23 protein-coding genes are annotated in these 22,633 nt (G+C 62.4%); 8 read left to right on the top strand and 15 right to left on the bottom strand.

What is annotated here, in order from left to right; genetic code table 11:
• Positions 1–109 precede the first annotated feature (109 nt).
• The 3 genes from typA to LY631_RS01600 all read right to left on the bottom strand — a co-directional run bounded on the left by typA (position 110) and on the right by LY631_RS01600 (position 4,717).
• Positions 110–1,936, bottom strand: a complete 1,827-nt coding sequence (gene typA, locus LY631_RS01610; protein ID WP_274423359.1) for a translational GTPase TypA — start codon at positions 1,934–1,936, stop codon at positions 110–112.
• A gap of 150 nt (positions 1,937–2,086) precedes the next feature.
• The gene (locus tag LY631_RS01605; protein ID WP_274423358.1) at positions 2,087–2,971 is read right to left on the bottom strand and encodes an MBL fold metallo-hydrolase; all 885 of its coding nucleotides are present in this window, start codon (positions 2,969–2,971) and stop codon (positions 2,087–2,089) included.
• A 183-nt stretch (positions 2,972–3,154) separates the two neighbouring features.
• The gene (locus tag LY631_RS01600) at positions 3,155–4,717 is read right to left on the bottom strand and encodes an alkaline phosphatase D family protein (RefSeq protein WP_274423357.1); all 1,563 of its coding nucleotides are present in this window, start codon (positions 4,715–4,717) and stop codon (positions 3,155–3,157) included.
• A 195-nt stretch (positions 4,718–4,912) separates the two neighbouring features.
• On the opposite strand from LY631_RS01600, the gene LY631_RS01595 reads away from it, so the two are divergent.
• Entirely contained in the window at positions 4,913–5,356 is a 444-nt protein-coding gene (locus LY631_RS01595) for a MarR family winged helix-turn-helix transcriptional regulator (RefSeq protein ID WP_274423356.1), read from the top strand.
• A 60-nt stretch (positions 5,357–5,416) separates the two neighbouring features.
• Positions 5,417–6,676: a multidrug effflux MFS transporter gene (locus tag LY631_RS01590; RefSeq protein WP_274423355.1), complete on the top strand. Its 1,260-nt coding sequence runs from the start codon at positions 5,417–5,419 to the stop codon at positions 6,674–6,676.
• Between the two features lie 92 nt (positions 6,677–6,768).
• Here the strand turns inward: LY631_RS01590 and LY631_RS01585 are convergent, their stop codons facing one another.
• The 3 genes from LY631_RS01585 to LY631_RS01575 form a co-directional block, all read right to left on the bottom strand.
• Entirely contained in the window at positions 6,769–7,410 is a 642-nt protein-coding gene (locus LY631_RS01585; protein WP_274423354.1) for a carbonic anhydrase, read from the bottom strand.
• Between the two features lie 81 nt (positions 7,411–7,491).
• Entirely contained in the window at positions 7,492–8,355 is an 864-nt protein-coding gene (gene pdxY / locus LY631_RS01580) for a pyridoxal kinase PdxY (protein ID WP_274423353.1), read from the bottom strand.
• Positions 8,355–8,603, bottom strand: coding sequence for a hypothetical protein (locus LY631_RS01575; RefSeq protein WP_274423352.1), 249 nt, complete (start codon positions 8,601–8,603; stop codon positions 8,355–8,357). Before LY631_RS01575 ends, pdxY begins: the two co-directional genes overlap by 1 nt.
• 157 nt (positions 8,604–8,760) lie before the next feature.
• Between LY631_RS01575 and LY631_RS01570 the strand changes: the two genes are divergently transcribed.
• Complete coding sequence (locus LY631_RS01570) at positions 8,761–9,267, top strand: GNAT family N-acetyltransferase (RefSeq protein WP_274423351.1); 507 nt, start codon at positions 8,761–8,763, stop codon at positions 9,265–9,267.
• A gap of 45 nt (positions 9,268–9,312) precedes the next feature.
• Here LY631_RS01570 and LY631_RS01565 read toward each other — a convergent pair whose 3' ends face one another.
• From LY631_RS01565 to LY631_RS01545, 5 genes are all read right to left on the bottom strand, one after another.
• Positions 9,313–9,777 (bottom strand): YbhB/YbcL family Raf kinase inhibitor-like protein, encoded by a 465-nt coding sequence (locus LY631_RS01565; protein ID WP_274423350.1) that lies wholly within the window; start codon positions 9,775–9,777, stop codon positions 9,313–9,315.
• A gap of 29 nt (positions 9,778–9,806) precedes the next feature.
• Positions 9,807–10,475 (bottom strand): phosphoribosyltransferase, encoded by a 669-nt coding sequence (locus LY631_RS01560; protein WP_274423349.1) that lies wholly within the window; start codon positions 10,473–10,475, stop codon positions 9,807–9,809.
• A 5-nt stretch (positions 10,476–10,480) separates the two neighbouring features.
• Positions 10,481–11,071, bottom strand: coding sequence for a dienelactone hydrolase family protein (locus tag LY631_RS01555; RefSeq protein ID WP_338000414.1), 591 nt, complete (start codon positions 11,069–11,071; stop codon positions 10,481–10,483).
• A 72-nt stretch (positions 11,072–11,143) separates the two neighbouring features.
• On the bottom strand, positions 11,144–12,484 hold the full coding sequence (locus tag LY631_RS01550) for an erythromycin esterase family protein (RefSeq protein WP_274423347.1): 1,341 nt from the start codon (positions 12,482–12,484) through the stop codon (positions 11,144–11,146).
• 3 nt (positions 12,485–12,487) lie between these two features.
• Positions 12,488–12,925 (bottom strand): DUF2267 domain-containing protein, encoded by a 438-nt coding sequence (locus tag LY631_RS01545; RefSeq protein WP_274423346.1) that lies wholly within the window; start codon positions 12,923–12,925, stop codon positions 12,488–12,490.
• A gap of 179 nt (positions 12,926–13,104) precedes the next feature.
• Here LY631_RS01545 and LY631_RS01540 point away from each other — a divergent pair, with 179 nt between their 5' ends.
• Positions 13,105–13,767: a TetR/AcrR family transcriptional regulator gene (locus LY631_RS01540; RefSeq protein WP_274423345.1), complete on the top strand. Its 663-nt coding sequence runs from the start codon at positions 13,105–13,107 to the stop codon at positions 13,765–13,767.
• On the opposite strand, the gene LY631_RS01535 is transcribed toward LY631_RS01540, so the two are convergent.
• From LY631_RS01535 to LY631_RS01520, 4 genes are all read right to left on the bottom strand, one after another.
• Positions 13,757–14,452, bottom strand: a complete 696-nt coding sequence (locus tag LY631_RS01535; protein ID WP_274423344.1) for a TetR/AcrR family transcriptional regulator — start codon at positions 14,450–14,452, stop codon at positions 13,757–13,759. The genes LY631_RS01540 and LY631_RS01535 overlap by 11 nt on opposite strands.
• Positions 14,403–15,926 carry a tripartite tricarboxylate transporter permease gene (locus LY631_RS01530; protein WP_274423343.1) on the bottom strand — a complete coding sequence of 508 codons (1,524 nt, stop codon included), beginning with the start codon at positions 15,924–15,926 and terminating at the stop codon, positions 14,403–14,405. The genes LY631_RS01535 and LY631_RS01530 overlap by 50 nt, the downstream gene beginning before the upstream one ends.
• 13 nt (positions 15,927–15,939) lie before the next feature.
• A complete protein-coding gene (locus tag LY631_RS01525) occupies positions 15,940–16,476 on the bottom strand; it encodes a tripartite tricarboxylate transporter TctB family protein (RefSeq protein WP_274423342.1) in 537 nt (178 codons plus the stop codon).
• A gap of 75 nt (positions 16,477–16,551) precedes the next feature.
• Complete coding sequence (locus LY631_RS01520; protein ID WP_274423341.1) at positions 16,552–17,580, bottom strand: tripartite tricarboxylate transporter substrate binding protein; 1,029 nt, start codon at positions 17,578–17,580, stop codon at positions 16,552–16,554.
• 232 nt (positions 17,581–17,812) lie between these two features.
• Between LY631_RS01520 and LY631_RS01515 the strand changes: the two genes are divergently transcribed.
• The 4 genes from LY631_RS01515 to LY631_RS01500 all read left to right on the top strand — a co-directional run bounded on the left by LY631_RS01515 (position 17,813) and on the right by LY631_RS01500 (position 22,602).
• Complete coding sequence (locus LY631_RS01515; protein ID WP_274423340.1) at positions 17,813–18,964, top strand: Gfo/Idh/MocA family protein; 1,152 nt, start codon at positions 17,813–17,815, stop codon at positions 18,962–18,964.
• 94 nt (positions 18,965–19,058) lie between these two features.
• Positions 19,059–20,225 carry a dihydrodipicolinate synthase family protein gene (locus LY631_RS01510; RefSeq protein WP_274423339.1) on the top strand — a complete coding sequence of 389 codons (1,167 nt, stop codon included), beginning with the start codon at positions 19,059–19,061 and terminating at the stop codon, positions 20,223–20,225.
• Between the two features lie 84 nt (positions 20,226–20,309).
• Complete coding sequence (locus LY631_RS01505) at positions 20,310–21,725, top strand: enolase C-terminal domain-like protein (protein ID WP_274423338.1); 1,416 nt, start codon at positions 20,310–20,312, stop codon at positions 21,723–21,725.
• Positions 21,726–21,774: 49 nt separating this feature from the next.
• Positions 21,775–22,602, top strand: coding sequence for a sugar phosphate isomerase/epimerase family protein (locus tag LY631_RS01500; RefSeq protein WP_274423337.1), 828 nt, complete (start codon positions 21,775–21,777; stop codon positions 22,600–22,602).
• Positions 22,603–22,633 lie beyond the last annotated feature (31 nt).

The following is a 22,633-nucleotide window of genomic DNA, read 5'->3' as shown; positions in this document are numbered from 1 at the left end:
GGCACGAGCGGGGGTGGCGACACGCCCCCTCCCCCTCGACGGGGGAGTTGCCGACCGCCGCGAGGCGGAGGAGACGCGCCAACAAGAACAGCAGGATGAGCCTGCCTCGTCAGGCGCTGGCGGTCGCCCTTTGCTTCTCGAAACGCTTGCGCTCGTGGGGGTCGAGGTAGAGCTTGCGCAGGCGGATGGATTTCGGCGTGACCTCGACCAGCTCGTCGTCCTGAATCCAGGACAAAGCGCGCTCGAGCGTCATGCGAACGGGCGGTGTCAACTTTACCGCTTCGTCCTTGCCGGCGGCGCGCACGTTGGAGAGCTTCTTGCCTTTCAAGACGTTCACTTCAAGATCATTATCCCGGGAGTGAATGCCGATGATCATGCCCTGATAGACCTTTACGCCGGGATCGATGACCATCGGGCCGCGGTCTTCGAGGTTCCATAGGGCGAAAGCCACTGCCTCGCCCGAATCGTTGGAAATCAGAACACCGTTGACGCGTCCGTTGATCTCGCCCTTGTAGGGCTGATACTCGTGAAACAGTCGGTTCATGACGGCGGTGCCGCGCGTATCGGTCAGCAGCTCCGACTGATAGCCGATCAGGCCGCGCGTCGGTGCGTGGAAGACGAGCCGCTGACGGTCGCCGCCAGAAGGTTTCAGCTCGACCATTTCCGCCTTGCGCTCGGACATCTTCTGGACAACCGCTCCGGCATGGTCCTCGTCCACGTCAATGACCACCTCCTCGATCGGCTCGAGGAGCTGCCCGTTTTCGTCCTTCTGCATGACGACCCGCGGGCGCGAGACCGCAAGCTCGAAGCCTTCGCGGCGCATGGTTTCAATGAGGACGGCAAGCTGAAGCTCGCCGCGGCCGGAGACATGGAAGGAGTCCTTGTCAGCGGATTCTTCGATCTTCAGCGCGACATTGCCTTCCGCCTCCTTGAGGAGACGGTCGCGGATGACGCGGCTCGTCACCTTGTCGCCTTCGGTGCCGGCCAGCGGCGAATCGTTTACCAGAAAGCTCATGGTGACGGTGGGCGGATCAATCGGCTGGGCCGGCATCGGCTCGCCCACCGAGGGATCGCAGAAGGTATCGGCGACCGTTCCCTTGGAAAGTCCGGCGATAGCGATAATGTCACCGGCATGAGCTTGCTCGATGGGCTGGCGCTCCAGGCCGCGGAACGCGAGAATCTTGGAGACGCGGCCCTGTTCCAGCACCTTGCCGTCGCGCGAGAGGACCTTGAGCGTCTGGTTCGATTTCAGCGAGCCGGAGGTGACACGGCCGGTGATGATACGGCCGAGAAACGGGTCGGCTTCGAGGATCGTCCCGATCATGCGGAACGGCCCCTCGTCCACCGTCGGCTCAGGCACATGCTTCAGGACGAGGTCGAAAAGCGGCGTGAGACCAGCGTCCTTTGGGCCGTCGGGATCGTAATTCATCCAGCCATCGCGGCCGGAACCGTACAGGATCGGGAAATCGAGCTGCTCGTCGTCCGCGTCCATGGCGGCGAAAAGGTCGAAGACCTCGTTGATCACTTCATCGGCACGCGCATCGGGCCGGTCGATCTTGTTGACCGCCACGATCGGCTTCAGACCGATCTTGAGGGCCTTGCCGACTACGAACTTGGTCTGCGGCATGGGGCCTTCCGCGGCGTCGACCAGGAGCACCGCTCCATCGACCATGTTGAGAATGCGTTCCACCTCGCCGCCGAAGTCGGCGTGGCCGGGGGTGTCGACGATATTGATGCGGACATCGTTCCAGACCACCGACGTCGCCTTGGCGAGAATGGTGATCCCCCGTTCCTTTTCCAGGTCGGTGGAGTCCATGACGCGGTCGTCGACACGCTGATTTTCACGCACCGAGCCGGACTGCCTGAGCAGCGCATCGACAAGGGTCGTCTTCCCATGGTCCACATGGGCGATAATTGCGATATTACGGAGTTTCATTATTGCTCTTCGAAAATTGGCGGAAACGCTCGATGCGCAACCCGCATCACTTTGTCCGTGCTCATACAGGTTTTTTCGCCAATGCAAAAGGACAAGCCGCTTGCACCCATATGGGTACGCGGGCCCCTTCGGGAAAGGGGCTCTGCGAAATCAGCCCCAGGCCGCATCAAGTGCATTCAGCGGGAGCTTGAGATAGCGCTTGCCGTTTTCTTCGGGCGGGGGAAGGCGGCCGCCGTTCATGTTCACCTGGAGCGCGTGGAGTATGAGCTTGGGCATCGGCAGCGTCCGGTCCCGTTGCTCGCGCATTTCCACGAAAGCTTCCTCGGACTTGCAGCCGGTCAGGTGGATATTGCCGGACCGCTGTTCTCCAATCGTGCTTTCCCAACGCGGCTCGCGGCCGCCGGGCTGGTAATCATGGCCGGTGAACACACGGGTATCGTCGGGTAGGGAGAGAATATTCCGGATCGACTGCCAGAGCGCGGCCGCATCGCCGCCCGGAAAATCCGCGCGCGCCGTGCCGCCATCGGGCATGAAAAGCGTGTCGTGAACGAAAGCGGCATCCCCGATGACGTAAGTGATCGATGCAAGCGTATGGCCGGGCGAAAAGATCACGCTTACCGGCATTTCGCCGATGAAGAAGCGCTCACCGTCGGCAAAGAGCTTGTCCCATTGCGAGCCGTCCGCCGGAAAATCTGGTAAATTGTAAATGTCCTTCCAGAGTTTTTGAACCGCGACCACCTTTTCGCCGATCGCCATGGGCGCACCCGTCTTTTCTTTCAGATAAGCGGCGGCGGAAAAATGGTCTGCGTGGGGATGGGTGTCCAGAATCCATGATACACTCAGGTTCCGCTCCCGAATGTAATCCAGGATCCTGTCGGCATTGCGGGTCGCGGTGGCACCGGATTTCTCATCGTAGTCCAGCACGGGATCGATGATCGCGCATTCGCCGCTTTGCGGGTCGGCGGCTACATACTGGATGGAAAAAGTCCTCTCATCGAAAAACGCTTCGACTCTCGGTCGAGCCTGCTTACTCATTGTGCTTTCCTCGGCGACATTCCGGTCTGCTACTTTATCACGGCGCGAGGTTATTTTTTCCAGAGAATCGCACGTAAATAAACCGATCTCCTAACATTTCAGGAAATCACGCAATCCAATGTGTCTTGCGGAGAGATGGGTGGAACGGCCGGTTCGTACCGGCCGCCCACAGAGGAGCCTTTCTCAAGCGGTGCGCGCCGGATCAAGCGTGACTTTATAGAGCTCGTTGTCATCACGATCCATCAGCCGGACCGTCATCTGCTCGCTTCGGCCGTCGATGTCGACCAGACCGAAGAACTGCAACCCCGCGGACGGCGGCAGGTTGGCGCCCTGTTCTTCGGTCGGCGCCTTGACGTAGCGGACTTCGGGGCCGAACGTGCCGTCGAGCGCGTTGGGGCCGAAGGTGCCCGCATGGAGAGGCCCGGAGACGAACTCCCAGAACGGGTTAAAGTCCTGGAACGCGGCCTTGTTGGGATCGTAGTAATGGGCGGCCGTGTAGTGCACGTCGGCAGTGAACCAGACTGTATTCTCGATGCCGGCGTTCTTGATGAAGCGCAGGAGATCGGCGATTTCGAACTCGCGCCCTTTTGGGCCGCCGTCATTGCCGTTCGCAATGGCCTCGATCCTATCGCCGTCGGGCACGACGAGGCCGACCGGCATGTCCGATGCGATCACTTTCCAGGTCGCCTGCGAATTGGCCAGTTCCCGCTTGAGCCAGCGAAGCTGCTCCTCGCCCATGATGCGGGCCTCCGCGGAGAGTTCCTCTTCCATCGAGTCGCCGTTCGGCCCGCGATAAGAGCGCAAGTCGAGGAAGAACACGTCGAGAAGCGGTCCATAGGCGATCTTGCGATAGACCCGCCCGGGCTCGGCGGGCGTGAAGCGGATCGGCGACATTTCGTGGAACGCACGGGCCGCGCGCGCCTGCAACAGCGGCACGGATTTTTCGGTATAGCGATCATCCTCGCTGAGATCCTTCGAGGACGACCAGTTGTTGACGACTTCATGATCGTCCCACTGGACGAATGTCGGGCAAACCGCGTTGAGCGCGCGCACATGTTCGTCCATCATGTTGTACTTCCACTGGCCGCGAAACTCGTCCAGCGTCTCGGCCACCTTCCGTTTCTCCTCGATCAGCACCTTGTTGATCCATCTGGACCCGCCGGGAAGGTCGACCTCTTCAGACATCGGGCCGTCGGCATAGATCGTATCGCCGGAATGCAGGAAGAAGTCGGGCGTGTGGCGGGCCATGGTGGCATAGGTGAGCATGCCGTCATCATCGATGCCCCAGCCCTGACCGGCGGTATCGCCCGACCAGGCGAAGCGGATATCGCGCCGCGACATGGGCGCTGTCTTGAAGCGGCCGACAATCGGCTCAGAAACGGCGTTGATGTCGGAAAGATCGGCAAGCCGCATGCGGTAGAAGATGTCCTGATCGGAAGGCAGGTCCGTCAAAAGCCGCTTCACCGCGAAATCACTGTCGGGAAGGGCATCGAGCGAGGGAAGCTGGCGCGCGTTGGCAAAGCTCTCGGTCGTGGAGACCTCAAAGAAAACCCGGGAGGGCCGGTCCGCCCGGGTCCAGATCATGCCCGTGCTGGCATCGACATCGCCCGATTGTACGCCGTGCGTGAAGGCGGGGCGCGTGTTGGCGCGCGAGTAGAAGGGAAGCGCGAGGCCGGAGCCGGCAACAAGCCCGGCGGCACTGGCCGATGTGATAAAAGCGCGACGCGTAAGAGCATTTCTGTTCATGGCTGTCTCCCTGAGATGGCATAGAACCTGATGCTGCTGCATCGCGCGGGACTGTTTCAGCCACGCTGCGCTTTTATGAACTTTTGCTGACATCCCCGGCTTTCCCGATGGGCCGGGCATAACGCGGCGACTTGACTTCGCGGCGAGGGCGACTAGGTTTCCCGAAATAGTAAGCTTTACTTATCATCGGGTCCCATGAATCCTCGTATCGATCCCGAAACCTTCGGATTTCTCGTCACCGACCTCGCACGGCTGATAAAAGCCGATCTCGATCGGCGCATCAGCGCTGCGGGCATTGGTGTTACGCCCGGTGAGGCGCGCGCGCTCCTGCATGCGGCCCGCGCGGGCGAGGTGCGCCAGAATGTTCTGGCTGAGCGTATGGGACTCGAGCCGATGACGCTCAGCGCCTATCTCGACCGGCTCGAGGCCAGCGGCCTCGTCGAACGTCCGTTCGATCCGTCGGACCGGCGCGCCAAGCTCGTGAAACTGACGGAAAAGGCAGACGGAGCGCTGAAGTCGATCACGCGGGTCGCACGCGACGCCCGGCGCGAGGCGCGCGGCGGAATCAGCGACGAGGAATGGGCCTTGCTGGGCGAGCTTTTGAAGAAGGTCCGCGGCAATCTCCAACGCGGCACATAGTGCAAGACATGCAGGGTGGCAGGGTGGTGACACGCCTGCGGCCATGCGGAAGCGAGAGCGATGAACGTTCACGAGAACATAGAACGGCCGAAAGCGACACCGGTCATGAGCGAGCGGCGCGTCAGCCTGATCGGCGCGATGCTGGTTGCGGTCGGGCCCATTTCGCTTGCGCTCTATACGCCGGCCATGCCGCAGATCGTTGAGGCCTTCGGCACTACCGAAGCCGCGGTGAAGATGACGCTGTCCGTCTACTTCGCGGGTTTTGCCGTCTCGCAGCTCTTCTGCGGCCCGCTCTCAGATGGCTTCGGGCGCAAGCCGGTCACCTTCGTTTTCATGGCGATCTATGCGGCGGCCAGCCTGCTGGCGTTGGTCGCACCCACGGTGGAGGTGCTGATCGCGGCGCGCTTTCTGCAGGGGTTCGGTGCCGCGGTCGGGGTCGCGGTATCGCGTGCGCTGGTGCGCGACCTCTTTACGCATGAGCGCTCCGCGCGCGTCATGAACCTGATCGGGATCATTCTCGCAGCCGGCCCGGCGCTGGCGCCGACAATCGGCGGCCTGACCATGGAAGTCGCCGGTTGGCAGGCCATTTTCCTGCTGATGCTGGCGTTCGGCTTCATGCTTACGCTCGTCGTTCGCTTCTTCATGCACGAGACGGTAACGCGCGACCTTTCGCGAATACGACCGCGTGGACTGGTGCAATCCTATGGCGCCTTGGTCAAAAGCCGCTACTTTCTGGCTTCAGCGCTGGTTGTCACTGGCAGTGTCGGCGCGCTCTACACCCAGGCAACACTCTTGCCGTTCCTGCTGATGGAGCGGGTGGGTCTCACTCCGTCCCAGTTTGGCGTGGGCATGCTGATGCAGTCCGGGATGTTCTTCCTCGGCTCGCTTTCGGTGCGCTTTCTCATGCGCCGCTTCAGCGCTTTTTCACTCGTTCCCGTGGGACTTTCGTTTATCGGCATCGGCAGTCTGGCGCTCATTTACACGCTTAACGTTCTTCCTCTCAGTTTCCTCAGCGTTATGGGGCCGGTGGCAAGCTATGCGTTCGGGATCGCCTTCGTAAATCCCGCCATGATGACAGCATCCGTCGCTCCGTTTCCGCACATGGCCGGCGCTGCGTCGTCATTGGCAAGCTTCATGCAAATGAGCGGCGGTCTCCTGGGCGGGTCGGTCGCTGCGCTTATTGGCGATCCCGTCGTGGCGATGAGCCTGATCGTTCCGACAATGGGCGCCACGGCGATTCTGTCGTGGCTCCTATGGCGGCGTCTTCCCGAGCCGGTGCTTGCCTCACAGGCCCGCGTTGAGCCGGAAAGTCCGGCCTGAGGGCGCACGTGCTACTCCGCAGGCCCTAGCATGACAATTATGAACCGGCATGGCGCAAGAGCGCAGAGATATAGATACAAATAGCTGTAAAGCTAAATCGGGTCTGGGCGCGCGAAATCGCCGGTTTCGGGATCCATGACCCACAGCTCGCCGCTCGAGATATCGAACCAGGCGCCGTGGAGGCTTAACCGTCCCTTGTCCTCGAGGATCTTGACGCAGGGGAAGGTGCGCAGGTTTTCCACCTGGTGGCGTATGGAAATGCGCTCCAGGGCGGTCTGCCGTTCGGAGGCTGTCATGCTGTTGCCGGAAAGCGACTCGGCCGCGGGGGCGAGGAGATTCATCCACTTGCCGATGAAGTCGCCGGGCGAGAGCGGTTCGGTCGAAGGATTGAGCGCCGCATTGATGCCGCCGCAGCGGCCGTGACCCATGACGAGGATGTGCTTGACCTTCAGGCTCTGAACGGCGAATTCAAGCGCAGCCGAGGTGCCGTGGTGCCCTTCATCCGGAGCATAGGGCGGCACGAGATTGGCCACGTTGCGCACCACAAAAAGTTCGCCCGGACCGGTGTCGAAGATCGTCTCCGGCGCGGCGCGTGAATCGCAGCAGGCGATCACCATGACTTCCGGCGACTGGCCTTCCCGCGCAAGCGTTTGATAGCGCTCGCTTAAGGTCGTGTAGCGCCCGTTCATGAAATTGCGGTATCCGGCAAGAAGCCGGTCTGGCAGATGGATCATGAGTATGCGAATAGCCGGGAAGGATGCGCTTCGCAAGTGTTTCGCTTGGAAGGCTGGGGCCTTGGCATGGAGCCTGCACCTCTAAAGGTCGCGGACGGAAACTGTGGTGGCCGGATTGTGAAAGACCTCCGCATCCCGTTCCAGCATAAGCTCGTCGGCACCGCTCGCAGCGGCGAGCGCCAGTATATCGAACACGGCGGCTGTCGCGCGCTGAAGCGCGTGCCGTGGGACTGCTCCGTCCAGGAGCCAGGACAGGAACAGCGCGGACGTCAGGTCCCCCGGCCCCTTACAGGGGTCTTCAATGGCGCGATGCTGCGCCAGGAAGGCAGATCGCGGGGTCAGTAGCAGGTTGGCAGTATCACCCGGCACCTCCGCGGGGGCGGACGTGACCAGCATGGTCTCGGGCGGGACGCTTTCCGCTGCTTGCCTGACGTCGTCGAGCGTCGCCAACTCCTTCCCCGCCATCCAGGCGAGCTCGTAACGATTCGGCGTCGCGATATCGGCCAGCGGCATGAGCTTGTCACGAATGGCACACGCGGTAGCCTGGGGGACGTACAGTCCATTTTCCTCGCCCATCACCGGATCGCACAGATAGAGCGCCTCGGGGTTCTCTTCCTTCAGTCTATTCACGAGCCCGGCTACCGCGTCAGCCTGGGACGGGTCGCCGAGATAACCCGACAGCACCGCCGAAACCTCGCCGAGCCACGGTGCATATTCGAGGTCGCGCATGAGCGCGGCGAAATCTTCCGCCGCAGGCACGATTCGTGTGCCGCGCCCGTGACCGGGGTGCCATGGAAGCACGACGGTCGGCACCGCCCAGATGCCGTGCCCCATCGTCTCGAGTGCGAACACGATGGCTCGGTTGCCGACCGAGCCGCGGACCACATGGCTCGATATGACAATTACGCTTTGCCGGGCGTGGCGGGGCCTATCCGGCGCGGTCATCAAATGCTGCCCATGAAATAGGCGACCAGCCAGGCGAGGAGAGCAATTCCGACAATCACCGAGGATATGCGGCCGATGCGCCGGCCCCAAAGCTCGGTCCAATCCGCATTTTCCGCCTCGCGGGCCGACAAGTGATTGCGCGCCTGCGATGTCGCACGGAGAATGAACGGCTCGGTTTCCTGATCGATCCGTTCCAGAATCCGGCGGGACTCTTCCTGGTCCTGCTCGTTGTGGTTCCGTTTGCCCATCTTCGTTCCGTAGCGGCGGTTCGCGCGTATCGGCAGGCAAATAGCACCAATTCACATTTACGTCGATTGGAACAGCGAACGTGAAGAGCCTCAGAACACCACGGCTTGCCGGTTACGCTTGCCAGGGGTGGGTGGTCGCGGGTATGGTTAACCCACTATGAAAACCCTTTCGATCGATATCAGAAGAGCCGATCCGCAGGATGCGGATGCTATTGCCACCGTCCACGATCGCGCTTGGCGCGGCGCATATGCGGGTATTATTCCGCACAGGCCGCTCAATGCGATGATCGGCCGGCGTGGGCCGCGCTGGTGGGCCAATGCGATTCGCCGCTCGGCCACTGTTCTCGTCATGGAGATCGGGGGAGAGATCGCCGGCTATGCCACGCTCGGGCGCAACCGCGCGTCCGAACTCAAGCAGAACGGTGAAATCTACGAGCTTTATCTCAGTCCGGAATACCAGGGTATAGGTCTCGGGCGGCGCCTCTTCGAAGCGGCGCGGGAGATGCTGGTCGCCCATGGCTTCCAGGGCCTGGTGGTCTGGGCCCTGGAGGAGAATATCGGCGCGATTTCCTTCTACGAGGGCGCCGGTGGCCGTGATGCCGCGGAAGGTGTTGAAGTGTTCGACAGCAAGGCGCTGAAGAAGGTCGCCTTCGTCTGGGATTGAGCCGGGCGAATCAGCTTTGCCCGGCACCTTTCGAGGTCCCAGCGCTTAACGTTCATAGACCCCAATGAGCGTGGCCTCGTCGAGCTTGTGTTTTTCCACTTCCCGCCACAGCTCGGCAATACCGGCCACCGATGGCAGGTTGATATCCGGCACGTCCAACGCAGCAAGGCGGAAATAATAGCGGTGAGGCCCGTGTCCCGCCGGTGGCTCCGGGCCGTCATAATAGGTGTTGCCGAAGTCGTTTCCACAAATATGCAGAGTCGCCTTGTCCGGCCCGGTCTCCACACTCTCGGGCAGATTGTCGCGATCCGGCGGAATGTTGAAAAGCCCCCAATGACGGAACGTCCCGCTCGGCGCATCCGGATCTTCAACGATGAGAACAAAGCTGCGGGTACCTTCCGGTACGCCGGTCCACTTGAGGGGTGGTGAGATGTTCTCACCATCTCTTGTATGTTTTTCCGGGATAGGGTCGCGATCGGCGAACGCGGGACTCATGAGCGTTAAGGGCATCGCTTTATCCTCTGCTCGGCTATGAAATTCTACGGCTGGAGCCATTCGCTGGCAGCACCCAGCAACCGCACGACTTCCGCGTCACTCGTCTGGCCGAAGTCCTCGTAATGGAGGCCCACTGCGCGAAAGTCGACCGGCGCGCTGAGGCATATCACCTCGTCGGCATCTTCGTGGAGAATGTCGAGGACTTCCCGCGGTGCCACGGGAACGGCGAGCGCAATCGAGGCCGCCTTCGCCCGGCGCAGCGCGTTCAGTGCAACACGAATCGTTCCTCCCGTTGCTATTCCGTCATCCACGACAATCGCGGTGCGCCCGGCAAGCGGTATTGGCCTACGCCCGGCCAGATATTCCGCCCGGCGCCGCTCGATCTCGGCGAGTTGCCGCTCCTTCTCGGCCTCGACGTATTCACGCGGTGGCCTGACTATTTGCATGGCCTCTTCGTTGAGCACCACCTGTGGGTCGCTTCCATCCACCACGGCGCCGATGCCGTATTCGGGATGGTTCGGCGCGCCGAGCTTGCGCACCATCAGAACGTCGAGAGGTGCCTTCAGCGCCTTGGCCACCTCGAAGGCGACGGGCACGCCGCCGCGCGGCAACGCCAGCACAACGGGGTTCACGTCACTAAAGTGTTCGAGTTCGCGCGCGAGACGCTCGCCGGCGTCCGTTCGGTTCTTGAACTCGGTCCGGGTACCAAACATCGTGGCTATCCCGCTTTCGGCTCCTGTGTCATGTAATCCAGAAACCAGTTTGCCGCATGTCGGACTACTTCATCCAGCTTGCCCGGTTCCTCGAACAAATGTCCTGCACCTTCGATCATGACGAGATGCTTGTCACATAGCAACGCTTCATAGGCCTGTCGGTTCAGATCGATCACCGCGTCGTCGAGACCGCCGACAAGAAGCAGGGTCGGTGCCCGGACCAAGGGCAGGGCGCCGGATGCGAGATCGGGACGGCCGCCGCGCGAGACGATTGCGACCACGGGTGAGTGGGGGCTGGCGGCGGCCATCAGAGCCGCACCCGCGCCCGTGCTGGCGCCGAAATAGCCTTGGGGGAGGTCTTTTGACTCCGTGTAGTCGAGCGCCCACGCGGTCGCCTGCTCCAGACGCGAGGCCAAGAATGGAATATCGAACACGTTGCGCCGGTCCGCCTCCTCATCAGGTGTAAGCAGATCGAGCAGAAGCGTTGCGAGGCCTGCGTGCCGGAACTCGGCGGCAACGCGATTATTGCGTGGGCTCAGGCGTCCGCTGCCGCTGCCATGGGCAAAAATGATCAGCCCGCAGGCGCCTGGAGGCACTTCCAAGAACCCTTTCAGGCCTTCGGGCTCTATGCGGATCTCTTTGGCATCGCTGGCCGGTGTGTGACACCGCTACACTCCAAAGGGGTAGGTTTCGGCAACACCATCTGGCCGCTCCGTTGGAAGCGGTGTCACCGCACTAGTCTCATCAAACCAAATGTAGGCATCGAACTGATCCGGCAGGACAGCCTGGAAGTAGTGGCTGTAGAACTCGGATTCCGGCCGGTAGATAACACCGATGGCCCGTTCCAGGCGTGGCTCGCCGAGGGCATCCCGCAGCTCCCGGTTAGCCGGGATGCGCAAATCGGACAGTGACATCGAAATTCCGGATTGCCGGAAAAGGTGTTCGTATGAGTCCGGGCGTGACGGGTTGACTGCCTTGATGCGCATTGATCCGCCCCAATCGTCAGCAGCGGCGACCGTGCCGCGGTCCGTTCCGAAGCCGATTAGGACAGCACTGTCGCCATACGCGGTGCGGCAGAGTTCGCCGATATTGAACTCGCCCTGCCAGCCCATCGCCGTGGCGGCGGCGTTGCCGACATGGGAATTATGAGCCCAGACCACCGCCTTGGCCTTCTCGCCACGCGCCGCGATCAGCGTCTGCAGCGTATCAAACATATGCCGGTCGCGCAGGTTCCAGGATTCCGTCGAACCCTGGTACATGATGCGGTAGTAGTGCTCCGCCGCGCGCACGATGCGTGCATTCTGCGCTGCATCGAAATAATCTTCGCTCTCGGCTGCCACATCCAGCCGCTTGTCGAGCAACTCTTTGAGTTGTGCGGCGACCTCGTCCTCGCACGTGTCGCGCCCGCCCCGCAGCATTGCGTGGCCATAATACTCCGGCTCGTTCTGCCATGGAGTGAGGCAGCCGTACCGTTCCCGCGCCCTCGCGGCGGCCTCGGGATCGACCCTGTCGAGATAATCGACCACTGCGGCGATCGAGGTTCCGAGCGAGTAAACGTCGAGCCCACGAAACTCGGTCCTGTCTTCCCTCCGCCGGTCAGCGTTATGATTCCGGAGCCATTCTATGAAGTCGGCGAACTCCCGATTGCGCCACATCCATGTGGGAAACCGGGCGAAGGTCTCCTCATCATACTGTCCGGCCGGGCGATGGCGAACATAGCGGTCAACTCGGGCGGCGTCGGGCCAATCGGCCTCCACAGCGACTATATTGAACCCGTGCTTTTCAACAAGCCGCCGTGTGATCGCCGCGCGGGCACGATAAAATTCCGCGCTGCCATGGGTGGCCTCGCCGAGCAAAACGACGCGCGCGTCGGCAAAGCGGTCGCACATCGCGCCGAACTGATCGCTCTTCTCCAGCGGCGGTAACGGCTCGCAGCGGTCCCGAATCCAGCTGGCCGCCTCGTCGGCGTGGCGCGCCCGCGCGCGCTCGCTGGCCGTGCTGCCGACCATGGCTCAAACACCAACGCTTTCCGGCCAAAGCGCCTGGATGTCCTTGGGCAGTGCGTCTCGCACCTTGGCAGATTGCCCGAGGTCTATACGATGCGCAATGACGTGAAAAACGCTACGCGTCGCTTCGACGGAGTCGACCGGCCTTGTCGATGTCAGTCCCTCTTTCACACGCTCGAGGAATGCATCCAGCGTGCGCGTGACGTCGGGTTGCTTCGACGGTTCATACTGATCGTAGTACAGGCCACGGATCAGCAGGGGTAATTCGGCGCCGAGATGAGCGGACAAATCCGCCGGCAGACGGTCGCGCAGGGCGTGCAGAACGGCGCCCAGGATATGCCAGGCGACCTGGCGGTCGTCGCCATGGTCGGCCATTATCTCGTTGAGCCAGATATTCGTGGTCTGGACCGTCTTGTCCAGGACGTCTAGGCCTGTCGCGGTCATGATTGCACCCTTTGTGCTTTCCGGTTTGACGGGGCATCGCCCGTGCTTCCCGCCAAACGTCCGCCGCCAGAGAAAGTTCGCATCTCAAGAGCGAAAAACGAAACCCGCCGCCGAGATTGTGGCGAGGGTAGTATGTCGTCTATAAGGCGTCACTCATCGGAGGTAGCGGGAGATATTTGTTGGCATCCGAGATCACCGAAAAACCGCCGCGTCGAGAGCGGCGGAAAGCTATCCGAGATCCGGAGCGGACGCAGGCGGCAATCCTCCAGGCAGCGACAGCGGAATTCGCCGAAAAGGGCATAGGCGGCGCGCGCGTGGACACGATCGCCGCGCGCGCCGGCACCAACAAGCGCATGCTTTATCACTATTTCGGGGACAAGAGCGGGCTTTACATCGCCGTGCTTGAGGAAACCTATGCCGCGATCCGCTCGGCCGAACGCGAGCTGGACCTCACGCATAAAACGCCGGAGGAGGCGCTTTCGGAACTGTCGCGCTTCACCTGGCGCTATTTCCTGGAGCATCCGGAGTTCATCAGCCTGCTGAACACGGAAAACCTGTTTAAAGCCGAACACCTGAAGGGCTCCCGCAAGCTCACGGAAATGCATTCGCACTTCGTGACCGAACTCGCTGACGTCCTGAGGCGTGGTCGGGAAGAAGGAGTCTTCCGGCCCGGCATCGATCCGGTCAATGTGTACATAACCATCGCCGCGCTCGGTTATTTCTATCTATCGAACCGCTACACGCTTTCCGCCATTTTTGATCGGGACCTCACCAATCCCGCACGTCTCAAGGAATGGGAGGAGCACGTGGTCAACACGGTGCTGGCAACCGTCAGGACCTGAACTTCAGGAAATTGAGGACCATCTCGACCGCATGCGCTTCGCGGGTGGCGATCTGTTGGCTTTCAGACAGATCCGTCTCGAAGATCACCGACAGCGTTGCGTTGTTGGAGACGTAGAAATAGCCGAGCGCGGCGATGGAGATGTAGAGCTGCACGGGATCGACGCCGGGGCGGAAGACTCCGGCTTCGCCGCCACGGTGTATCAGCTTGCGAAGCTGACCGACCAAGGGCGAGTGCAGGCCGTGCATTTCGGGGAGTGTGCGCAGATAGCGCGCCTTGAGCAGGTTTTCGTTTGTCAGGAGGGCGATAAACCACGGGCATTCCAGAAAATGCCGGAAGGTAAAGCGTACGAGCCGTTCGACCGCTTCGACCGGCTCGTACTGGTCGAGCTGCAGGGCTCGCTCGCCCTCACGTATCTCCCGATAGGCTTCCGCCAGCACCGCGCAATAAAGCGCGTCCTTGCCTCCGAAGTAGTGATAGAGCATGCGCTTGTTGATCGACGCCCGGTTGGCAATGGCATCGATCCGCGCGCCTTCAAGCCCCCTCTCGGCGAACTCCGCACGTCCGGCCGCCAGAATGGCCGCACGCGTGCGAACCGGGTCGCGCGTGCGATTGGCCCGGCTGCCGCCGGCCGCTTCAGCCTGTGCGGCTTTGCGGGTCGAGGCGCTTGAAGAGGTTTGTGACACGACGGTTTACCGTTGGCAGACTCATGACAAGGGTCAGCACGATCACCGTGCACAGCACGGCGCTGATCGGCCGGGTGAAGAAGGGCGAAACGTCGCCATCGGTAATGTGCAGGCCGCGGCGCAGGTTGATGTCCAAAAGCTCGCCGAGGATGATGCCCAGCACCAGCGGCGCCATAGGATAGCGCATTTGCCTCAGCACGAAGCCGATGAGCCCGAAGGCGATCATCACATAGACGTCGAACATGCGTTGGGTGATGGCGAAGGAGCCGACGACGCACAGCACATAGACGACCGGCATCAGCTTTTCGCGGGGGACCAGAAGCACGCGGACGAGCAGCTTGGTGAGGGAAAGGCCGAAGATCGTGATAGCGACGGTTGAAAGAAGCAGGATGCCGACGATCTGATAAAGGAACTCAGGGTTTTCCTGCATCAGCATGGGGCCGGGCCGAATACCGTGGATGAACATGGCGGCGATCAGCACGGCCGCCGCGGCCGAGCCGGGCAGCGCCAGGGTGAGCGTCGGGATCATGGCGCCGGGGATGACGGCGGAATTTCCCGTCTCGGCGGCCACCAGCCCCTCGACGGAGCCCTTGCCGAACTGATCGGCTTCCTTGCTCTTGCGCCGCGCGGCCGCATAGGAGGCCCAGGAGCCGATATCCTCGCCAACACCCGGAATGATACCGGCAATCGTGCCGACGAAGCCGGAGCGCAGCGTTGTACGCCAATAGCGCGTGATGTCCGCCAAACGCGGCAGAACCCGGTCGTTACTCGTGACGAGCGTAGGTGTGACGCGCTGCTTCATGACAACCAGAATTTCGGCAAAGCCGAACGCACCGACCATGGCGGGGATCAGGTCTATACCGCCGCCCAAGCCCGAGATTCCAAAGGTGAAGCGCTGATATGCATGCAGGCTCTCCATGCCGATCATAGCGGCTAAAAGCCCCAGGATGCCGGCGATGTAGCCCTTCAGCGGGTTGTCGATAGAGGTCAGCCGCCCCGAAATGAGGACACCGAAAAGTGCCAACCAGAAGAATTCATAAGAGCCGAAACGGAGCGCGAATTCAGCCAGCCAGGGTGCGATCAGGGCGAGGAAAACAATGCCGACCAGCGTCCCCAGCGCGGAGGATGTCGTGGCAATGCCCATGGCCATACCGGCTTTGCCGGCGCGTGCTAATGGAAAGCCGTCCAGTGTGGTGGCAGCACTCGCCGGCGTTCCCGGAATGGCGAGCAAAATGGCCGAGCGGCTGCCGCCATATATCGACCCAACATAAAGCGCCATCAGGCAAAGGATCGCCTGGTCGGGGGGCATCTTGTAGGTCAGCGTGACGAGCAGAGCCACCCCCATGGTCGCCGTCAGGCCGGGCAGCGCACCGACAACGATACCGAGCAGGCTCGCCCACGCAATGTTGAACAGCGCTTCCCATGTCAGGAAATGCGCAATGCCGGAACCAAGGAGCCAAAGGCCTTCAAACATCGACAGGTATCTCTCAGGGCAAGCGGACGAGGAAGCCGTATTCGAAAACGAGCGTGACGACGATGCCGACGATCACCGCCTGGACGAGTGCCCAGAACGCGGAGCGGAGAAGCGGCTTCGGCGCGGAGGACAGCCACGTCTCGAATGCGAGAATAAAAAAGAAGAGGAATACGGTGGTGGCGAGCCAGAAAGGCATGAGACCCACCAGCACGAGCGAATAGACCAGGGCAAGTCCCGCCGCGACGAGAACCCGTCCTATCTCGGCCGTGTAAAAGATATGCAGAAAATCCCGCCAGCCCTCTTCCTGGCGTCCTTCGCGCCAGGCCTTGATGCCGAGTACGGCTCCGCAGATGGCGAGTGCCAGGCCAAGGAGCCCGGGGACCAGGCCGGGCACAGTGGCCGGGTGAATGCCGCGGACTTCCAATCGGGGCATCGACCAGGAAAAGTAGACGATGGCCAGCCCAAGGATCGTGAGAACGCAACCGGTAGCGAGATCGGCGCGGTTCATGCGCCGGCGCTCGACATTTGAATCCGCCGAATGCTCACTCATGGTGTTTACTGTCCTCCGGTGGAGAATGCCGGCACCCGAGGTGCCGGCATTCTTCGATGGCAGCGCGGATGCTTCTTACATCTCGCTCATCGTTTCGCAATCGATCCCGATGGTCGAAGGTTCGTTGACCATGGTGCCGCGCTCTTCCGCCGAGCAGGCCTCTTCGATAACGATCGGCATCGCCCGTTCGCGCGCTTCTTCGCCATAAGAAGGGGCAAAGACCGCGCCGTTCGTCTCGGCATATTCGCGCAGCGCGTCCGAGTTCATCACCTTTTCTTCCCAGATGCGGTCCATGGTCGCCACGACCTCATCGGGAACGCCGCGCGGAATGAAGATGCCGAAATAATCCGGTGCAATCGGCATGTCCGGCAGCCATTCGGTGATCGGCGGGATCGGGTCGGCTCCCTCGATCGTCAGCGGCTCATCGCTGATTACCGCAAGCGCGCGCAGCCGGCCGCCGCGAATAAGCTCTGCCTGCTCGACCGCCAACTGAGTGGTCACCATGGCTTCACCGGAGGCCGTGGCGATCGCGGCCGGCCCGCCGCCGTCATAGGTCACCATGCGGTATTCAAAATCACCCTCCTGGGCGAGCCCGGCAATCGCCGTGCCGCCGGAAGAGGTCACTCCGGCCGTGCCGACGGTGATTTCCTCACCGCGCTCCTGGAAAGCCTCGAGCAGCTGCCCGAAATCCTCGAATTCGCTGTCGGCGGGTACGGAAACCACCGGCACGTTGGCAACAGAGAGATAGATGTGCCAATCATCGATGTTGGTATCCTCCACCAGCCCCGAAACGTGGTAGGTGGCGTTGTTGGCGATCGCGTTGGCCGTCCAGGTGTAGCCGTCCTTCGGTGCATTCAGCACCTCCTGCGTTCCGACAGCGCCGGAAGCGCCGGGCTGATTCACGACCACCACCGACTGTCCGAGCGCTTCCGAGATGATCGGAACCGTGACGCGAGTCACCTGATCGGTGGAGCCTCCCGCACCCCAGGGCACGATGATGTTGATGGGGCGGTCAGGCTCCCATTCCTGTGCGATGGATGGCGCGGCGGACAGGGCGAAAGCTGATGCGGCCACTGCAAACGTGGCCTTGGTTATAAGACCCATGGTCTCCTCCCTATGTGGTGTTCGAATACGCCGCGGCCTATTTTTCGACCTGGCGTCGGCTCGAAACTGTGGAGTCACTTGCGCGCGCTGTCAAGAAGTAAGTAACTGGTTAGTTCCCATGCGTCGGCTACGCACACTGCCCGCGCTTTTTTACGATGGCTTCTTGACGAGACGAATGGCGGGTTGTAAGTAACTGGATAGTTACAACAACGTTTCGGTCTTGGGAGGACATATGCCCCAAAGGCGCATTGGCATCATCATGCACGGTATCACCGGGCGGATGGGCTATAATCAGCACCTCGTACGCTCCATTCTGGCCATCCGCGACCAGGGCGGCCTCGCGCTTTCCAACGGTGACACGCTTCAGGTGGACCCGATCTTGGTCGGCCGCAATCTGGAAAAGGTGGAGGCGATTGCGAAGAGGCACGGCGTGGAGCGGTATTCCGACGACCTTGATGCGGCTCTCGCCAATAAAGACGACGAGATATTCTTCGACGCAGGCGCCACCAAGATCCGCGCCGGCCTCCTGGAGAAGGCTCTCGCCGCCGGTAAGAACGTCTATTGCGAAAAGCCGACCTCCGACGAACTCGACGTCGCCGTCGATATCGCCAAGAAGGCCCGTGCTTCCGGGCTGAAGCACGGTGTGGTGCAGGACAAGCTGTTCCTGCCCGGTCTCATGAAGCTGAAGATGCTCCGCGACTCAGGCTTCTTTGGCAAGATTCTCTCAGTGCGCGGCGAGTTCGGCTACTGGGTCTTCGAAGGCGACTGGCAACCCGCGCAGCGCCCCTCCTGGAATTACCGTAAGGGCGATGGCGGCGGCATCATCATCGACATGCTGTGCCACTGGCGCTACGTGCTCGACAACACCTTCGCGCCGGTCAAGGCGGTCTCCTGCCTGGGCGCGACCCACATCCCCGAGCGCGTGGACGAGCAGGGCAAGCCCTACGAGGCCGACGCCGACGATGCTGCCTATGCCACCTTCGAGCTCGAAGGCGGCATTGTTGCCCACATCAATTCGAGCTGGGCGGTGCGCGTACGCCGCGATGACCTCGTGACCTTCCAGGTCGACGGCACGCACGGCTCGGCCGTTGCCGGTCTCCACAAGTGCTGGACGCAGCACCGTGTCAATACGCCGAAGCCCGTGTGGAACCCGGACCAGCCGCAGACCATGAACTTCTTCGACGACTGGGAGGAAGTGCCGGACAACTGGCCTGCCGACAACGGCTTCAAGGTGCAGTGGGAACAGTTCCTGCGCCACGTGTCCGAGGACGCTCCTTGGCCCTATGGCCTCGAGGCCGGTGCCAAGGGCGTGCAACTCGCCGAGCTGGGTCTGAAGTCGTGGGCCGAGCGCCGTTGGCTCGACGTGCCGGAGCTGGAGTTCTGAGGAACGGACGGCATGTTCGGAAATGAGGCGCCTGCCGCGCCTTCTGTCCCGTTCAGTCAAACGCGGTTGCACAGACACAGTTCTAGGAGCCCTCATGCTCAATCTCCCCAACCCTGACCGAACCATCTCGCCTTACGCGCTTGAGAACGCCCCGGCCGAGACCGCCAAGCGCGGCGCCTCCGGTTTCAACCGAATCGCCTACGCCGCCGCCCACGTGGTGGCTGATCCGCTGGCCGACAATGACCCGTGGCTTGCCCCCGCCATCGACTGGGAAAGGACGATGGCCTTCCGCCATCACCTGTGGGATCTCGGCTTCGGGGTGGCGGAAGCCATGGACACCGCCCAGCGCGGCATGGGCCTTGGCTGGCCCGAGGCGCGCGAGCTGATCGAGCGCGCCTTGAAGGAGGCCAAGGGCTGCCCCGGCGCGCTGATCGCCTGCGGTGCCGGCACCGATCATCTCGCCCCCGGTCCCGAGGTGACCATTGACCGCATCATCGCCGCTTACGAAGAGCAGATCGAAGCGATCGAGGCTCACGGCGGGCGCATCATCCTGATGGCGAGCCGGGCGCTCGCCGCCGCGGCAAAGAGCCCGGACGACTATGCCCGCGTCTATGACCGTATCCTCGGTCAAGTGAAGGAGCCGGTTATCATCCACTGGTTGGGCGAGATGTTCGATCCAGCGCTCGAGGGCTACTGGGGCGCTCCAGACCACATGGCGGCGATGGAAGTGGCGCTCGGTGTGATCGCCGCCCATGCGGACAAGGTGGACGGCATCAAGATCTCGCTTCTGTCGAAAGAAAAGGAAATCACCATGCGCCGCCGTCTGCCCGCGGGCGTGCGCATGTATACGGGCGACGACTTCAACTACGCGGAACTGATCGCCGGCGATGTGGAGGGTCATTCGGACGCGCTTCTCGGCATCTTCGACGCCATCGCGCCGGCGGCCTCCACCGCACTTGCCGCGCTCGGCGCCGGCGAGGAGAAGAAGTTCTTCGATCTGCTCGATCCGACCGTTCCGCTCTCGCGACACATCTTCAAGGCGCCGACGCGCTTTTATAAAACGGGCGTCGTCTTCCTCGCCTATCTCAACGGCCTGCAGGACCATTTCACCATGATCGGCGGTCAGGAATCGACGCGCTCGACACTGCATCTGGCCGAGCTCTTCCGGCTCGCCGACCAGGCGCGTGTGTTGATCGATCCCGAGCTTGCCACGGACCGCATGCGCCAGGTGATGGCCGTGCACGGCGTTGCGCAGCAATAGGGGAAGTCGGACCATGGCGTCGGCGCATCCGCGAGTAACTGTGACGGCCCCCACGCCGCTCTCCGGACAAGTGAGCCAATGCCCGTGACTAGCACGCCCCGCATACGCCTGATCGCGGCCGACGCCTTCGAGCGGCCCGTGCCCTTCCGCTTCGCCTTCCGTTTCGGCGCAGCCGAGGTGACGTCGGCGGCCCAGGCGTTCCTGCGCGTGCGCATCAAGGACGAGGCGGGGCGCGAGGCTGTGGGCTGGTCGGCGGAAATGATGATGCCGAAGTGGTTCGATAAGTCTCCGGAGCTTTCGCCGGACGAGAACACGGATCAGCTCAGAACCTCCCTGCGGCTCGCCAAGAATGTCATGCTGACCGCTGGCGCTGACACGGCCTTCGGGTTGCATGCGGCGGTGGAACCTGCCCATCACGCGGCATGCGAGCGCGCCGGCCTCAACGGCCTCATCGCCTCCTTCGGCCTGGCGCTTGTCGACCGCGCCGTCATCGACGCGCTCGGCCGGCTCCGGGGAGTGTCCGCGCAGAAACTTGTGAACGACAACAGCCTCGGCATCGACGCCCGAACGGCTCCGGACCTCGCTGGCTTTGACCTCGACGCCTTTTTTGCCGACCTGTCCGTGCCGGATACCATCGAGGTCCGCCACACGGTCGGTCTCGGCGATGCGCTGGAAGCCGGCGACCTTGCCAGACACCTCAACGACGGCCTGCCGGAGACGCTTGAAGAGGTTGTCGCCGCCTACGGCCACCGCTATTTCAAGCTGAAGATCTCCGGGGACGTGATGGCCGACGTCGCCCGCCTCACCCGCATCGCCGCCGTGCTCGACCGCCTCCTGCCCGACTACCGGGCGACCCTGGACGGCAATGAGCAATATGAAGACGAGGCGCACGTTCTGGCGCTGCTCGACGCCGTTGAGGCCGAACCGAAGCTGGCCCGGCTGCGCGAGCGCTTGCTCTTCCTCGAACAGCCCATCGCCCGTGCCACGGCACTCGCCTCCCCCGTCACGAAGCTTGCTGCGCGCATCGCCGTGGAGGTTGACGAGTCCGACGCCGACATCGGATCGTTCGTGACCGCGAAGGGCCTCGGCTACACCGGTATATCCTCGAAATCCTGCAAGGGCTTCTACCGCGCACTGCTCAATCGCGCCCGCATGGCGAAATGGAACGCGGAGGCCGGCTCCGAGGCATATTTCATGTCGGCGGAAGACCTCACCACGCAGGCCGGCATCGGCATCCAGCAGGACCTCGCGCTGGCCGGCCTGATCGGCGCCGAACACATCGAGCGCAACGGCCACCACTTCGTCGACGGCATGGCTGGCGCGCCGGAAGTCGAGGCCACAAGCTATCTCGCCGCGCACGGCGATCTTTATCGCGAGGCGGACGGCCGCACGCGGCTCAACATCCACGGAGGCCGTCTGTCGCTCGGCACGCTTGCCGGTGCCGTGGGCCTCGGTTCGGCGGTGGAGCCGGAATGGTCGGCCATGCAGCCATTGGCATAGTAATTTCAGGATAACAGGAACCATAATAGTTACAGGGAGGAGCCGCGCCATGAGCCTTGAAGGCCGTCTTTCGATCAATCTTGCCACAACGCGCGGCAGCTGGGGCTTTGCCGAGGCTGTCGACGGCTGTCTGCGTCACGGCATCACCGCCATCGCTCCCTGGCGTGACCAGGTGGAGGCGATCGGGCTGAAGGAAGCCGCCCGCATCGTCGAGACGAACAAGCTGCAGGTGACAGGGCTTTGCCGGGGCGGCATGTTTCCCGCCGAGGACAAAGCAGGCTTCCAGGCGAACATCGACGACAACAAGCGTGCCATTGATGAGGCGGTGGCGCTCAACGCCGATTGCCTGGTGCTCGTGGTCGGCGGGTTGCCGGGATCTTCGAAGAACATGCCGGAAGCACGCAAGCAGGTCGCTGACGGCATCGCCGCCATCCTTCCCTATGCGCGGGAAAACAAGATGCCGCTTGCCATCGAGCCGCTGCACCCGATGTATGCGGCGGACCGGGCCTGCGTGAACACGCTTTCGCAGGCGCTGGACCTGTGCGTGGAGCTCGGCGAAGGCGTCGGTGTGGCCGTCGACGTCTATCATGTCTGGTGGGACCCGGAGCTTGCCACGCAGATCGCGCGGGCCGGCCAGATGGGGGCCATTCTCGCGCACCACATCTGCGATTGGCTGGTGCCCACCGCCGACCTCCTGCTCGACCGCGGCATGATGGGTGACGGCGTCATTGACCTGCCGGAAATCCGCCGCATGGTGGAGGCGGCCGGCTTCCACGGCGCCCAGGAAGTGGAGATCTTTTCCAAGGAAAACTGGTGGAAGAAGCCGGGCGATGAAGTACTCGCCACCTCCGTGGAGCGTTTCCACACGGTGTGTTGACTTGCGCGGCGCACTTTGTTGTCGCCTTGTA

This window comes from Chelativorans sp. YIM 93263 (assembly GCF_028767125.1).
Classification (GTDB): domain Bacteria; phylum Pseudomonadota; class Alphaproteobacteria; order Rhizobiales; family Rhizobiaceae; genus Chelativorans.
Note: the sequence above shows the minus strand (reverse complement) of the source record. Positions and strands in the feature narration are given on the sequence as shown.

What these genes read in the sequence shown, in the direction of transcription:
- LY631_RS01585 (WP_274423354.1), bottom strand. Translation starts at nt 7,410, where the DNA reads ATGATCCATCTGCCAGACCGGCTTCTTGCCGGATACCGCAATTTCATG.
- LY631_RS01590 (WP_274423355.1), top strand. Translation starts at nt 5,417, where the DNA reads ATGAACGTTCACGAGAACATAGAACGGCCGAAAGCGACACCGGTCATG.
- LY631_RS01600 (WP_274423357.1), bottom strand. Translation starts at nt 4,717, where the DNA reads ATGAACAGAAATGCTCTTACGCGTCGCGCTTTTATCACATCGGCCAGT.
- pdxY (WP_274423353.1), bottom strand. Translation starts at nt 8,355, where the DNA reads ATGACCGCGCCGGATAGGCCCCGCCACGCCCGGCAAAGCGTAATTGTC.
- LY631_RS01520 (WP_274423341.1), bottom strand. Translation starts at nt 17,580, where the DNA reads ATGGGTCTTATAACCAAGGCCACGTTTGCAGTGGCCGCATCAGCTTTC.
- LY631_RS01545 (WP_274423346.1), bottom strand. Translation starts at nt 12,925, where the DNA reads ATGACCGCGACAGGCCTAGACGTCCTGGACAAGACGGTCCAGACCACG.
- typA (WP_274423359.1), bottom strand. Translation starts at nt 1,936, where the DNA reads ATGAAACTCCGTAATATCGCAATTATCGCCCATGTGGACCATGGGAAG.
- LY631_RS01550 (WP_274423347.1), bottom strand. Translation starts at nt 12,484, where the DNA reads ATGGTCGGCAGCACGGCCAGCGAGCGCGCGCGGGCGCGCCACGCCGAC.
- LY631_RS01575 (WP_274423352.1), bottom strand. Translation starts at nt 8,603, where the DNA reads ATGGGCAAACGGAACCACAACGAGCAGGACCAGGAAGAGTCCCGCCGG.
- LY631_RS01525 (WP_274423342.1), bottom strand. Translation starts at nt 16,476, where the DNA reads ATGAGTGAGCATTCGGCGGATTCAAATGTCGAGCGCCGGCGCATGAAC.
- LY631_RS01570 (WP_274423351.1), top strand. Translation starts at nt 8,761, where the DNA reads ATGAAAACCCTTTCGATCGATATCAGAAGAGCCGATCCGCAGGATGCG.
- LY631_RS01565 (WP_274423350.1), bottom strand. Translation starts at nt 9,777, where the DNA reads ATGCCCTTAACGCTCATGAGTCCCGCGTTCGCCGATCGCGACCCTATC.
- LY631_RS01605 (WP_274423358.1), bottom strand. Translation starts at nt 2,971, where the DNA reads ATGAGTAAGCAGGCTCGACCGAGAGTCGAAGCGTTTTTCGATGAGAGG.
- LY631_RS01560 (WP_274423349.1), bottom strand. Translation starts at nt 10,475, where the DNA reads ATGTTTGGTACCCGGACCGAGTTCAAGAACCGAACGGACGCCGGCGAG.
- LY631_RS01530 (WP_274423343.1), bottom strand. Translation starts at nt 15,926, where the DNA reads ATGTTTGAAGGCCTTTGGCTCCTTGGTTCCGGCATTGCGCATTTCCTG.
- LY631_RS01515 (WP_274423340.1), top strand. Translation starts at nt 17,813, where the DNA reads ATGCCCCAAAGGCGCATTGGCATCATCATGCACGGTATCACCGGGCGG.
- LY631_RS01595 (WP_274423356.1), top strand. Translation starts at nt 4,913, where the DNA reads ATGAATCCTCGTATCGATCCCGAAACCTTCGGATTTCTCGTCACCGAC.
- LY631_RS01500 (WP_274423337.1), top strand. Translation starts at nt 21,775, where the DNA reads ATGAGCCTTGAAGGCCGTCTTTCGATCAATCTTGCCACAACGCGCGGC.
- LY631_RS01510 (WP_274423339.1), top strand. Translation starts at nt 19,059, where the DNA reads ATGCTCAATCTCCCCAACCCTGACCGAACCATCTCGCCTTACGCGCTT.